Source organism: Jeotgalibaca caeni, from assembly GCF_028863945.1.
In the GTDB taxonomy this organism is placed as follows: Bacteria; Bacillota; Bacilli; order Lactobacillales; family Aerococcaceae; genus Jeotgalibaca; species Jeotgalibaca caeni.
Genome location: NZ_JARBEA010000065.1, coordinates 1 through 12,664, shown reverse-complemented (window position 1 = coordinate 12,664; position 12,664 = coordinate 1). Strand labels below are relative to the sequence as shown.

The following is a 12,664-nucleotide window of genomic DNA, read 5'->3' as shown; positions in this document are numbered from 1 at the left end:
ATTGCGCCATGATCCATTTCACTGTGATCCATCTTGCTGTGATCCATCTGACTATGATCCATCTTGCTGTGATCCATCTGACTATGATCCATCTTGCTGTGATCCATCTTGCTGTGATCCATCTGACTATGGTCCATCGCACTATGGTCAATCTTGCTGTGATCCATCTTGCTATGGTTCATTTTATTGTCCGCGGTATGTTTATGCGACGAATGATTGCTGTGTTTATTTCCCATATACGCTCCTCCTAAATCTCTAAAAAAAACCTCACTTTTTCTTCTTGATATAAAAATGTGAGGTCCGTCTTATGAATATACGTGTGACATTCGCACTAATTATAGTTTGTTTCTATTTCACTAACGAATATTTCGTATCGGCTAGCGCAGCGACAAATCTATTTTCTAAGATTTCGGATTGGCTTTCGATCGTGACTTTTTTATTAGCCAAATCGATTTTTACAGATTCTACTCCCTCAATTTCCGCAAATCTTTCTTGCACCGTGTTCGCACAACCTTCACATTTCATACCTTCAATCAATACTTCTTTTTTCATCATTCATTCTCCTTTTTCTTTTAATTTTTTTATCTTCTTCAAATCGAAGAAGATAAAAAAAATCCAATAAACAATTAATCGGCCGGAAAGTCAAAGTGGATTTCTCTACAACAGTGACAGTGAGCCGCTTCAATGATTCCCTTTAACAACAGAGGCACGTCCATCAGCGAAGAAAGGAAACTTTTTCGCGTGACATTCTTACTTATATGGACGAAAATCATTTTTTTTGTGTATTCCGCTAAATATTTTTTCAACGGTCGATTTGGCCATAAACTCCTCTTCTATTGCTTCGGCGCACTTAACACAACCAATCCCTTCAATAATCAACCCTGGTCTCATCTTTGTCATCCTTTAACATTTGTTTCACTTAACAGCCGAAGGTTTAAATCGTTTCAAGCGTAAGGCGTTTAGTAACACAGAAACCGAACTGAAACTCATTGCGACTGCCGCAAACATCGGGCTCATCAGCGGGCCGTCGAAAATATACAAGAGACCCATTGCAACTGGAATACCTACAAGGTTGTAAGCAAAAGCCCAGAACAAGTTTTGTTTAATGTTTCGTAGCGTTGTATGACTTAAATCAATCGCAGTCAATACAGCCGTTAAATCGTTACGCATTAGGACAATATCAGCTGATTCTATCGCCACGTCCGTACCTGACCCAACTGCAATTCCGATATCTGCTTGAGCTAATGCGGGTGCATCGTTAATGCCGTCTCCAACCATCGCTACCTTCTTGCCTGCCTCTTGTAGTTTTTTGACTTCCTCTGCTTTATCTTCAGGTAATACTTCACTTAATACACTGTCTATACCCACTTGCTTAGCAATCGCTTTGGCTGTACGTTTGTTATCTCCAGTAATCATGATTACTTCAACACCGCGTCTTCTAAGTTCTTTAACAGCCTTCATACTATTTTCCTTGAGTGTGTCAGCTACTGCGATAATTCCAGCTAGTTCTCCATCAACAGAGAGATACATCGGTGTTTTTCCTTCGTCTGCTAAACGATCGGATTCTTTTTCCATGCTTGATAAATCAATCTTTTGCTCTATCATCAGTTTACGGTTTCCAATGTACATATCTTTGCCCTCAATTTCAACTCGAATCCCGTGTCCAGGAATCGCTTCAAAATGATCTGGTTTAGCTAATGTCATGTTCTCTTCTTTTGATTTCTGTACGATGGCTTCGCCTAATGGGTGTTCAGAACCTGTTTCACCGGAAGCTGCATAATATAAAAGATTTTCTTTAGTAATAAGAGGAGTTACCAAAATATCCGTCACGATAGGTTTACCTTCTGTCAGTGTCCCTGTTTTATCAAATACAATCGTGTCTAAATTATGAGTGGTTTCTAACGCCTCACCACTTTTTATCAAGACACCATGTTCTGCCCCTTTTCCGGTTCCAACCATAATACTTGTTGGAGTCGCCAAACCTAAGGCACATGGACAAGCAATGACAAGGGTTGTTATGATAACGGATAAAGCAAATATACCAGATTGACCTGCAATTAACCAAGCAATCCCTGCTAAAACGGCTAATGCTATAACAATCGGTACGAAATATCCGGTAATGATATCGGCCATTCGAGCAATGGGTGCTTTAGACCCTTGAGCATCTTCTACTAATTTTATGATTTGAGATAGAGTTGTATCACTTCCCACTCGAGTCGCGCGGTAATCAATGGAACCATTTTTATTGATACTAGCCCCAATAACCTCGTCTCCACTTTTCTTTTCCACGGGGATACTTTCTCCTGTCATCATTGATTCATCGACTGAAGTGCGTCCCTCAACAACAACACCATCTACAGGCATACTTTCTCCCGGACGAACTCGAATAACATCTCCTAAAGCGACTTCGTCCACAGTAATCTCTTGTTCCACACCATTACGTATTACTCGAGCTGTTTTAGGAGCCAAGTTAACTAATTTTTCAATAGCTGAGGACATTTGCCCCTTTGAGCGTTCTTCTAAAAATAGCCCTAATGTATGGAGCGTCAAGATAACTCCAGTTACTTCATAATAAAGTAAATCGGAAAAGTTGCCGTAACCCAGGCCTGTCCCGATTGTCGCAGCAAGGCTGTAAACAAATGCAGACGCCGTACCAAGCGCAATCAGGGAATCCATATTTGGGTGACCTTTAAATAAAGTTTTAAATCCCTTCTGGAAATATTCCCAGCTTACTACCATTATCGGCAAAGTCAGAATAAGTTGTAAAAGAGAAAAATTAAATGCATTTATCATTGGGTCAACGATATTTGGTAGAGGCATACCTACCATTGGACCCATGGATATAATTAATACAGGGATTGTAAATATAATGGATATCCCAAAACGATTTAAAAGTTGCTTCATTCTTTTTTCTTTTTTCTCACGCTTCTCTGCTCGTGAATTATCTTGAGTATCCGTAGTCTCTAATACGGCTGCATAACCACTATTGGATACAGCACCTGTCACATCAGATACTGAAATTGCTGCCGGGTTATAGGAAACTTGCATTTTTTCTGTCGCTAAATTGACGGAAGCTTTATCTACGCCCGACAACTTTCCGACGGCTTTTTCAATTGTCTGTGCACAGGATGCGCAGGTCATACCTTCAATTGCAAAGGTTTGCGTCTTTCCCTCTTGGACAATCAGTTCATACCCTGAATTATCCACCGCTTTTTGTAGATTTTCTACCGAAAAAGTTGGTTCATTGTATTCTATACTCAACTTTTCTGTTGCTAGGTTCACAGAAGCCTTTGTGACCCCATGCACCTTTTTTGCCGCTTTTTCTACTGTCTGTGCACAAGACGCACAGGTCATACCTTCTATGGCAAATGATTTATTCTCCAATTTTTTCGCTCCTTATTCTCCATGATGATGTAAATGGCAATCGCATTGCCCTTCTGCACACTGACAATCAACTTCTTCTACTGCGAAAGCTTTTTTCATCTCTAATATTTCTTCTAGCCGTTGGATATCATCGAAACTTAAAGTATGATCCTTAATGATACTCTCTATTACATTCCCGACATTCTTCCGACAAATACGATCGAAAATATCGTTTGTAAAACTTCTTACCGCTTCTTTCTCTTCGATATTTGCCGAATAAATATATTTTCTACCTTCTTGCTCTGTATTCAGTGCGCCTTTTTCCATGAGTCGACCTAAGAGCGTTTTGGTTGTCGCTTGTTTCCAGTCCATTTTTTCTTTCAATATGGAGATGACTTCTTTACTAGTCACTCGACCATTCGCCCAGACTACACGCATGACTTCCCATTCAGCATCTGTGATATGAGGGTTAACTACTATTGTACTCATTCTCTTTCCCTCCTTATTGTTTACATGAGTAAACGTAAATGTTTGAGATAAGTTTACTATTGTAAACCATTCTTGTCAAGTCTTTTTTAAATAAATGTAACCAGCTTGTGATTAATAAATGTAACCAGCTATTATTGCCTTTGTTTTCCTATCTTTACCCAATACTAATTATAAGGTTACCATTGATTTACTTTTATTGATTTTAGAATTCCTTATTTTTAAAATTATATTTTCTAAATATGATGAACACTATTGAGCAATTTAATTGTTTATCGTATTTAGGAAATCAAGAATTGAGAAAAAGCGGAAAAATAGAAAAAAACCTATACACACGGAAGTTATCATAGACTTCTTGTGTATAGGGATCTTTTTACTTCTTAAATTGATTGAATGTTTATTCTTCTCCGTTTTCTTCTATATCTTCAATTAATTGTTCCATCTCAGCAATTTCTTCTTCTTGGGCTTGGATAATTTCTTCGCTTAATTTCTGCACCCGTGAATCTGTGAGATTGGCATTTTCACTCGTCATAATAGCGGTAGAATGGTGTGGAATCATAGCTCTCATCCAAGCAGTATCATCTACGCCAACTTGGTTTTGAATAAGCCCAAACGATCCCACCACGAGTAAAACCGAAAGTCCCATTATGACGGTATTTAATTTTTTGTTGTCGTACATTTTCCACATAAAACCCATCATAATTATTGCCATGATAGCCCCCATTAGAATAGCCATATAAACACGGGTTTGACTCAAGTAAATATGTGCAAATTCATTAACATTCACAAACATTAGAAAGTACATCACAACAGTAGAAGTTAAAATCATTAATCCGAAACGTATATATTTATTCACAGTTAAACTTCCTTTCTTAGTAATTTTTTATTATTAAAAAATTTTAAAATCGACAAGTATTTTAATGTACCAATCGTGATTATTGAACTAATTCCTCTTCAACAAACCATTTATGATAAAGAGCGACCCCCTCCCATCTGTTGGCTGATAATCCACCATATAAATATTCGTTGTTACAGTTTAACTTCAATTGACTCAGCAATTTATCTCCTCCAATAATAAGTTTCATCTACAGATGTAGATATAGACTATGTTCTTAGTTTATGGTTGTCTATCTACATTGTCAAACATTTCGATTTTTTATTAATTACAAGTAAAGACTTATGTCTGTTTACCATTTTTTCAATAGTTGAGAAGCGGTTCTACAATAAAGAAGTAGACCGTCCTAGAAATTAAAAACAGAGTAACTATTCGTTAGATCGTCTTTAAATCGTTTATTAATCTCACTAAGTTTTATTTTAATTGTTTTAGAGGGCTTCTTTTACAAGTTCAGTCAAGCCCATAATCTTGTGTAAAATACTATGGATTTATTCCTCTGGAAACAATGGTGGACTGGTCTAAGAAAGAAGTGAAACTGCATGGAATTGCGCTCAAAAAAATGTGGCACACTTACGGAGAAGGAACCATTAAAAGATAAAAACGTGACATGGAGAGCCTGAATGAGACGGACAATGCCAATCCATCATTCATCAGCTCGACGATGTACTGCCCGAATTATGGGAATCTTTAAGAGAGACGGATAAAGAACAGTTCTTGACCAAGTATGGACGGAAATGGGAAAAATTCAGGAGTCCGGTACCAAAGCAGACCGGACTTCAAAAAGTTCCAGATAATTCTTAATATCACTTTGTCATGAATATAGTATTCGAGATTATTTCTTAAAATCTGATGATTGATAGTGTCGAAATAATTCTTCAAATCACAATCTACCACCACTCGATAGCCTTCTTCATAGTAGCCAATCACGTGCTCGATTGCTTGATGCGCGTTCCGGCCTTTACGGAAGCCATAACTGTATTCCGAGAAATGTGGGTCAATAATCGGGTCAATGACCTGTAAAATCGCTTGTTGGACAACACGATCCCTGACAGTCGGTATTCCTAAACGACGGACACCGCCGTTTGCTTTGGGTATTTCTACCCGTTTAACCGGCTGCGGTTGATAGGTACTGTCCTTCAATTTCCGGACAATCGCTGACCCGTAGGTCTGCATGTGTTCTTCCAATTCATCGACGGTCATACCATCGACACCGGGAACCCCTTTGTTCTTTCGAACCTTTTCAATGGCTCTTTCCATGTTGTATTTATCGACTACTCGGTCGATAAGTGAGATATCATTTTGTCTGTTCATATCTGTGTTACGCCCCTACGCACTCCTACATATGTTTTGCTTCCAAGGTAACTTCTGATCCGATTTCCAACGGTTCTACCTGATCTTTAGCTTCGGTAATTTCTTCTTGAATGACCCATCTATGATTATCTACAACTTCTCCTCCATTAGTAGGTTGATAAGTGACCTCATAGGCTACAGTGTCAAAAGCGCCCACAATCGTGGCTTCTGCCCCCTCCATGCCTTCCATGTGCCCGTCTGTGATTGTTGCCGTCTCCCCCACGTTGTAGGTAGGATTTTCAGCTTCCTTCAGGCCCTCAGGGATTTCACCGGAGTCATCATGGACCATGCCTTCCATATCGTTTCCCTCTATTTCATCCATGCCACTCATGGAAGATTCCTCTGCCATACTTTCAATAGAACTAGCTTCTGATTCGGCAGCCGATTCCTGGCTTCCGGTATCTGTCGAACACGCTGCCAAGAGAGTTGCTGCGGAAATACTTAAGATACCTGTTAAAATTCTGTTTTTCTTCATCTGCTGTCTAATCCTTTCCCATATATACTGTCTACAAATGTAAATCGATATGAGACTATTCTAAAGCCTTTAAATAAAAAAATCAAAAGATATCCCTTTTACGAAGAATATCCAGCAATATTTGGGTCTATTCCAATGAAAACTAATGAAAAAAGAGCTGTGCAATCCAAGTCCATTTGTCCTATTTTATAGCGTCCAACATAGCTACGTAACTCTGGTAGTTCTTGTTTCCGCCAGATAGGTTGTAGACTTCCTTGAAGCCATGATTAATCAAAACGTTTTGGGCCGCATTCCCGGTCACGCCTTTATTACAGTAAGTGACGGTCGGTACTTCCTTGTCTAATTCTTCCGCACGGATTCTTAGTTCCCCTAGCGGGATATGGACGGCACCCTTCACATGGGATTTTTCATAATCCTTTTTCGAACGGGTGTCGATGATTTGGATTGCCTCGCCTTTTTCTTGAGCGGCTAATATCTTAGTCGGCGTCATCAACGGGTTACGTTTGATGGCATTATCCAATGCCATACCGGTATAAAGAACGGGATCTTTTGTCGTTGCAAACGGCGGTGCGTAAGCCAAATCTAAGTGGAAAAGGTCTTCCGCTTTGGCGCCGAACGTAATGGCGGTGGCAATCACGTCAACCCGCTTATCGACACCAGCCTTGCCGATGACTTGTGCGCCTAGGACGCGGCCCGTCTTGCGGTCTGCCAAAGCTTTGATGGTCAATTCCTGTCCGCCCAAATATTCAGCGTGATCGGGTTTCAAGTTATAAAGCGTTTCGTATTCATAGCCTTCCTGAATCGCTTCTTTTTCGGTTAAACCGGTTTGGCCGACGTGCAGGTCAAAGATTCGGAAGATCCCGGTTCCCAGTACTCCTCGGTGTTCCAGGTTTCCGCCCGTAATAACGTCTCCAGCAATGCGTCCCATTTTATTGGCCGTCGAGCCCAATGGACGGTAAATCGGTTTGCCGGTAATGACGCTGAAGCTTTCCGCCACATCGCCGACCGCATACACGTCCGGCACATTGGTCTGCATCTTTTTGTTTACGGCAATAGCTCCCGTAGTGCCAATCTCCACGCCAATTTGTTTAGCCAACTCAGTATTGGGACGAACTCCAACCGAGAGGAAGACGACATCAGCTTCAAGGGTTTCGCCCTTGGTGGTGGTCACACTCTTAACTGAATTTTTACCGTCAATGGTCTTCACGGTATCACTCAAAAGGAGACGAACGCCATGAGCACGCAAGTGTTCCTCGACGCGGAATGCCATATCGGCATCCATTGGCGGCATCACTTGATTCTGCATTTCCACCAAGGTTACTTCCATCCCTTTATGTACCAATTGCTCGGTCATTTCCAAGCCGATAAAACCAGAACCAACCACGACGGCTTTCTTCGGTTGCTTCAGGGAAAGGTAAGCAGTTATGTCGCGGTTATCCTGAATGTTCCGCACCTGGAAGACATTATCGTATTCATTTTGGTTGAAGGGCGGTGGTGTGAATGGGGACGCACCAGTGGCAAGCACCAATACATCATAGTGGTCCTCTTTCGTTTCCCCTGTTACGACATTCAACACTTCCAACGTTTTCGTTTCATGATTGGCTTTGGTTACTTTGTGTTCAGTAAAAATATCAACATTATAACGCTTTTTGAACCAAGCAGCATTCCGGGGAGTCAGTTGGTCAATGCTTTCGACTTCTCCACCGATTTGATAAGGAATCCCGCAAACAGAATAAGAAATATCTTTCCCTTGGTCATACACAACAATTTCAGCTTCCTCGGTATTTCTTCTAGCTTTTGCCGCTACGGACGTGCCGGCTGCAACGGAACCAATAATGACTATTTTCATGTTGTCTGCCTCTTTTCCGTCGTTTTATTCTTTATTTAGTATTCATACCCGTCAAACCAATGTTTTGTTTTATTTGAAAATTTGACTAACAACAACATCATTGGCACTTCAATTAGAACACCAACAACGGTCACAAGGGTTGCGCCTGAATCTAGTCCGAACATTGAAATCGATACCGCTACCGCTAGTTCAAAGAAATTACTAGTGCCCACCATAGCTGCTGGGGCTGCAATATTGTATGGCAAGCGACAGGCTTTGGATCCCCCGTACCCTATAACATAAATCAAAATATTTTGAATAATTAAAGGAACTGCAATAAGTAAAATGTGGAGAGGATTCTCAATAATGGGTTGTCCTTGAGTTGTAAAAATAATAATTAATGTTAAAATCAAGCCCAAATTTGTATAACCATCAAATTTTCCAATAAAAGTATTTTCGAAATACTCTTTTCCTTTTTTATTTACTACTACGTTACGTGTAAAAATAGCCGCTACTAATGGCGCAACGATGAATAATACCAATGATAAAACTAACGTTTCCATTGGAACATCAATGTCTGTGACACCTAGTAACAACGAAACGATTGGAACATATAGTAATAGGATTAAAATATCATTTACCGAAACCTGGACCAGGGTATAGGCTGGATCACCATTTGTAAGTTTACTCCAAACAAATACCATTGCTGTACAGGGCGCTGCTCCTAGTAAAACAGCACCAGCTATATATTCTCCAGCTAACTCTGAACTAACCCACTGATTAAATACAACATAGAAGAAAAATGCGGCAATAGCGAACATCGTAAAAGGCTTAATTGCATAATTAATGAAGCTAGTCAACGCAATACCTTTAGGTTTCTTTAAAGCTCCTACTACACTAAAAAAATCTATTTTTAAAAACATTGGAAATATCATAATCCAAAGTAAAATGGAAGTTGGTATGGAGACGTTATAAAATGTCATTCCCTCTAAAGCTATTGGAACACCGGGTAAAAAATAGCCAATCAATATCCCGGCAATCATACTTAATCCTACCCACAACGATAAATATTTCTCCCAAATACCTATAGCTAGTTTATTATGTTTCTTTTCTGAATTCGTCGTCATAATTATCTCCTTTTAAATGAGGTTAGACCGATACTATTGTAGAACGCCAAGGTTTGTCTTATCGGTCTTATTTCCTTCTTTGATACAAATACAATCCGCGGCATGTGTTAGCAAGTGAACCGTTTCCTGAATGTACTGCTTTGCTGTTTCTTCGTTAAGGGAATAATGATGCCAGGTCCCCTTTTTTTCTGAAGTCACCATTCCTGCTTCAGTCAGTACCTTGATATGGTGGGATAGGGTTGGCTGCGTAAAATCAAAGTGTTCTAAAATATCACAGGCACACATTTCCCCACATGAGAGCATGTCTAATATTTTGACACGTTTTGGTTCAGATAGGGCTTTGGCTATCTTTGCATACGATTCGTATGTCATTTTCAGTCTCCTTTCTACTTTACGGTAGAGGCCGTTGTTTTTTCTAAGGATACACCTAACCAATCAGCAATCTCCTGGTTAGTTGGATAATCGCCGACTTTCACTATGGTATCGTTATTCAAAACAGTCACTGGCAAACCGTCTATTCCTTTTTCCTGAAGCACTTGCTGAACGGCTTCATTGCGAATAAAAGAATTTGGATTCGCACTTAGATTGTAACGGACCATTTGCTTTCCTTCTACTTTCCGAACGTGTTGCATGACAGCAGTGATGCGGATCAAGTTTTCATCTACAGAAGGACCGCATACTCCGGTGCTGCAACACAATGCTGGTTCATAAATTGCTAATTTCTCCATTTTTTCGTTTCCTTTCATAAAAACTATAGTATGGTCGCCAAAGCTTCCCCTTTGAGTTCTACCGAACTCCACTCCACAACCGCAAAGTGGTTGTTTGATACTTTAGCTACTTTTTGGATCCATTTTTGTTCATTTTGTGCCCGAGATAGCAGCAATTCATTGGTGGTTCCGGTTGATAACATGCTATTATTTACCACCCACCATGTATGCGCAATGTTTGCCCGGTCTAAGTCTTCCTTTAATCGAAGCGATTCGTATACTGGCGTATTTTCAGGCAGTGTGACCATCACCACTTCCGTTTGCTGTGGGTCTTGCAACACTGGCAACAACTGGCGTACCGATTCCGGCACCTCCCCTGAAGTTCGCTCCACTTCTTTGGCGTAACTTTGGGAAGAGTCCAACAGCAATAAGGTGTGTCCCGTAGGTGCGGTATCAATGACGACCACATCGGCATCGACAGTCGCTACAATGTCCGCGAAACGCCTGAAAACCGCTATTTCCTGAGTACATGGGGAGCGTAAATCTTCTTCCACGTAGGCCAAGTCTTCTGGTGACATCGTTTGGCGTGCCTTCGTCAGCACTTCTTCTTGATAATCGGCTAGTTCTTTCTTTTCGTCAATGCGACTCATTTTGATTGCGTCCGATTCTTGAATGATATATCCCAAGTGGGCAGCAGGATCAGTTGTGGCCAAGTGGACTTTCTTGCCTCTTTCCGCTAGGTCAAGAGCGATGGTAGCGGCAATCGTTGTTTTTCCGACTCCACCTTTACCCATCGTGAAGACCACACGCTTATTAGTAGCCACCAAATCAGCCACGACTGCTCTTAGGTCCGGATAAGATTCGGTTTGCAAACTTGTAGGAACGCTAATGACTTGTTCCTCTTTTAAGAGGGATCGTAGGTTTTCAAGGCCAGTGACATTAAAGGAACGCAAAGGGATTTGTGTCGCTGGAAGCTGCTTCAAGCTCGCGGGCATATTCATTAACGCTTCTTGCTGCTCGTCTGCGAACCTTTGCGAAACAGCATCGGTTGGCTTTTCCAATACGCCATTAACGATTAGTTGTTGGTTCAAGGCACCCAATTCTTTTAGTTCATTAGAAGCGCGTTCTGCTTCCAAGATGGGTCCTTCTTGTGGTCGGGTGACCAAGAGCAATGTTGTTTTTGTTTTATCGCCTAGCGTTTTGACCGCCCGTTCGTAGCTCTCCTTCTGATCACCTAAACCAGAAAGCTGCCCCATGCAAGAGACTCCAGTGGTGTTCTCATCTAGAAACTTATTCCATGCAGACGGTAACTGCAGCATCCGCAACGTATGGCCTGTTGGTGCGGTATCAAAGAGAATGAAATCAAATTTCTGTTCGGACTTCAGGGTTGGTCAAAAAGCCAGCAAACTCGTTAAAGGAGGCAATTTCCACGGTACAAGAGCCCATGAGTTGCTCCTCCATATTGGCAATGGCAGATTCCGGCAACAGTCCCCGATAAGGGCCAACGACGGACTCCATGTATTCCTGAGCTGCTGTAATGGGATCAAAATTGGCCACATGCAACCCTGGTACTTCTTCGATTACCGTTCCTTTATTGGTCAGTTCCCGGCCAAACACATCTTGTAAGTTACTGGCAGGGTCTGTACTGACTAGCATCACGCGCTTGCCACTGTCAGCCAGTGCGACCGCTGTCGCGCAGGCGGTTAAAGTCTTTCCAACCCCGCCCTTCCCCGTAAAGAATAGGTATTTTGTTAAGTCACTTGCTATTGGTGAATAATGTTCCATCTATCATCGTTCCTTCCTTTTAACAGCAGTCGGAGTCAGCTCCGCCGCAACAGCTACCGTCAGCTGATCCTGCCATGACGAATTGAATTCCCATGAATGTCGAAATCTCATCTAAAGTAGGATAAGCGCCTTTTTTCTTTACTTCCCCATTCACCAATGTGATCGGCAACGCATCGGCCAATTCTTCTTGCAAAATAGTTGTCACAGTTGCATTGTTAACAAATTCTTGCGGGCTGCTCGACAGGTTGTACCGAATTGCCTCATAGCCTTTAACCGTGTTCAGTGCTTGAATAGCGGACGTAATCATCAATAAGTCTTCATTCACGGAAGGACCGCACACCCCAGTGCTACAACACATGGCTGGTTCAAATAATTCCAGTTTATTCATCAAATTATCTCTTTTTTATTATCTACTTCTATATATAGAAAGTCATCTATGTATAATATAGAAGTTTATCTATCTTGTGTCAATACATTGAATAGTAAAGCCATATGAAATATTGAAGGAATCTTTTTAAGTACACTTAACCTGGATCCCTGCCTAAAAAAGGCTGGAGATAATGAAAAGAGTCTGGGACAAAACCAGAAAAATGAATAAAGAAATAGCTCTCGCAGATCCCTTTTGGGGTGGCGAGAGCCATTTTTTTG

General features: G+C 41.1%; 15 protein-coding genes and 1 pseudogene. All 16 read right to left on the bottom strand.

All coding sequences use genetic code 11. The annotated features are described in order from the left end of the window. Positions 1-236, bottom strand: a pseudogene (locus PVE40_RS11185) (heavy metal translocating P-type ATPase); the annotation flags it as partial. A 112-nt stretch (positions 237-348) separates the two neighbouring features. Continuing rightward, positions 349-552 (bottom strand): heavy-metal-associated domain-containing protein, encoded by a 204-nt coding sequence (locus PVE40_RS11180; protein WP_274732017.1) that lies wholly within the window; start codon positions 550-552, stop codon positions 349-351. 198 nt (positions 553-750) lie between these two features. Next, entirely contained in the window at positions 751-891 is a 141-nt protein-coding gene (locus tag PVE40_RS11175; RefSeq protein ID WP_274732016.1) for a hypothetical protein, read from the bottom strand. 24 nt (positions 892-915) lie between these two features. Then, positions 916-3,384, bottom strand: coding sequence for a heavy metal translocating P-type ATPase (locus PVE40_RS11170; protein WP_274732015.1), 2,469 nt, complete (start codon positions 3,382-3,384; stop codon positions 916-918). 12 nt (positions 3,385-3,396) lie between these two features. Beyond that, on the bottom strand, positions 3,397-3,852 hold the full coding sequence (locus tag PVE40_RS11165; RefSeq protein ID WP_274732014.1) for a CopY/TcrY family copper transport repressor: 456 nt from the start codon (positions 3,850-3,852) through the stop codon (positions 3,397-3,399). Positions 3,853-4,246: 394 nt separating this feature from the next. Continuing rightward, positions 4,247-4,705, bottom strand: a complete 459-nt coding sequence (locus tag PVE40_RS11160; protein WP_166061749.1) for a DUF305 domain-containing protein — start codon at positions 4,703-4,705, stop codon at positions 4,247-4,249. A 79-nt stretch (positions 4,706-4,784) separates the two neighbouring features. Next, positions 4,785-4,907 carry a hypothetical protein gene (locus tag PVE40_RS11155; RefSeq protein WP_267884244.1) on the bottom strand — a complete coding sequence of 41 codons (123 nt, stop codon included), beginning with the start codon at positions 4,905-4,907 and terminating at the stop codon, positions 4,785-4,787. Between the two features lie 524 nt (positions 4,908-5,431). After that, positions 5,432-6,055 (bottom strand): reverse transcriptase domain-containing protein, encoded by a 624-nt coding sequence (locus PVE40_RS11150; protein WP_274732012.1) that lies wholly within the window; start codon positions 6,053-6,055, stop codon positions 5,432-5,434. Positions 6,056-6,080: 25 nt separating this feature from the next. Beyond that, positions 6,081-6,569 carry a YdhK family protein gene (locus tag PVE40_RS11145; protein ID WP_274732011.1) on the bottom strand — a complete coding sequence of 163 codons (489 nt, stop codon included), beginning with the start codon at positions 6,567-6,569 and terminating at the stop codon, positions 6,081-6,083. A gap of 181 nt (positions 6,570-6,750) precedes the next feature. Next, positions 6,751-8,418 carry an FAD-dependent oxidoreductase gene (locus PVE40_RS11140; protein WP_274732010.1) on the bottom strand — a complete coding sequence of 556 codons (1,668 nt, stop codon included), beginning with the start codon at positions 8,416-8,418 and terminating at the stop codon, positions 6,751-6,753. 35 nt (positions 8,419-8,453) lie between these two features. Next, positions 8,454-9,524, bottom strand: a complete 1,071-nt coding sequence (gene arsB, locus PVE40_RS11135; RefSeq protein WP_166061746.1) for an ACR3 family arsenite efflux transporter — start codon at positions 9,522-9,524, stop codon at positions 8,454-8,456. A gap of 33 nt (positions 9,525-9,557) precedes the next feature. Continuing rightward, on the bottom strand, positions 9,558-9,896 hold the full coding sequence (locus PVE40_RS11130; RefSeq protein ID WP_071873854.1) for an ArsR/SmtB family transcription factor: 339 nt from the start codon (positions 9,894-9,896) through the stop codon (positions 9,558-9,560). A gap of 14 nt (positions 9,897-9,910) precedes the next feature. Next, positions 9,911-10,252: an arsenite efflux transporter metallochaperone ArsD gene (gene arsD, locus PVE40_RS11125; protein ID WP_076768042.1), complete on the bottom strand. Its 342-nt coding sequence runs from the start codon at positions 10,250-10,252 to the stop codon at positions 9,911-9,913. Positions 10,253-10,275: 23 nt separating this feature from the next. Then, positions 10,276-11,556 (bottom strand): ArsA-related P-loop ATPase, encoded by a 1,281-nt coding sequence (locus tag PVE40_RS11120; protein ID WP_420828532.1) that lies wholly within the window; start codon positions 11,554-11,556, stop codon positions 10,276-10,278. Positions 11,557-11,593: 37 nt separating this feature from the next. Then, on the bottom strand, positions 11,594-12,016 hold the full coding sequence (locus PVE40_RS12980) for an ArsA-related P-loop ATPase (protein ID WP_420828531.1): 423 nt from the start codon (positions 12,014-12,016) through the stop codon (positions 11,594-11,596). A gap of 19 nt (positions 12,017-12,035) precedes the next feature. Then, positions 12,036-12,404 carry an arsenite efflux transporter metallochaperone ArsD gene (arsD, locus tag PVE40_RS11115; RefSeq protein WP_076768046.1) on the bottom strand — a complete coding sequence of 123 codons (369 nt, stop codon included), beginning with the start codon at positions 12,402-12,404 and terminating at the stop codon, positions 12,036-12,038. Positions 12,405-12,664 lie beyond the last annotated feature (260 nt).

What these genes read in the sequence shown, in the direction of transcription:
- PVE40_RS11180 (WP_274732017.1), bottom strand. Translation starts at nt 552, where the DNA reads ATGAAAAAAGAAGTATTGATTGAAGGTATGAAATGTGAAGGTTGTGCG.
- PVE40_RS11175 (WP_274732016.1), bottom strand. Translation starts at nt 891, where the DNA reads ATGAGACCAGGGTTGATTATTGAAGGGATTGGTTGTGTTAAGTGCGCC.
- PVE40_RS11165 (WP_274732014.1), bottom strand. Translation starts at nt 3,852, where the DNA reads ATGAGTACAATAGTAGTTAACCCTCATATCACAGATGCTGAATGGGAA.
- PVE40_RS11150 (WP_274732012.1), bottom strand. Translation starts at nt 6,055, where the DNA reads ATGAACAGACAAAATGATATCTCACTTATCGACCGAGTAGTCGATAAA.
- PVE40_RS11145 (WP_274732011.1), bottom strand. Translation starts at nt 6,569, where the DNA reads ATGAAGAAAAACAGAATTTTAACAGGTATCTTAAGTATTTCCGCAGCA.
- PVE40_RS11140 (WP_274732010.1), bottom strand. Translation starts at nt 8,418, where the DNA reads ATGAAAATAGTCATTATTGGTTCCGTTGCAGCCGGCACGTCCGTAGCG.
- arsB (WP_166061746.1), bottom strand. Translation starts at nt 9,524, where the DNA reads ATGACGACGAATTCAGAAAAGAAACATAATAAACTAGCTATAGGTATT.
- PVE40_RS11130 (WP_071873854.1), bottom strand. Translation starts at nt 9,896, where the DNA reads ATGACATACGAATCGTATGCAAAGATAGCCAAAGCCCTATCTGAACCA.
- arsD (WP_076768042.1), bottom strand. Translation starts at nt 10,252, where the DNA reads ATGGAGAAATTAGCAATTTATGAACCAGCATTGTGTTGCAGCACCGGA.
- PVE40_RS12980 (WP_420828531.1), bottom strand. Translation starts at nt 12,016, where the DNA reads ATGGAACATTATTCACCAATAGCAAGTGACTTAACAAAATACCTATTC.
- arsD (WP_076768046.1), bottom strand. Translation starts at nt 12,404, where the DNA reads ATGAATAAACTGGAATTATTTGAACCAGCCATGTGTTGTAGCACTGGG.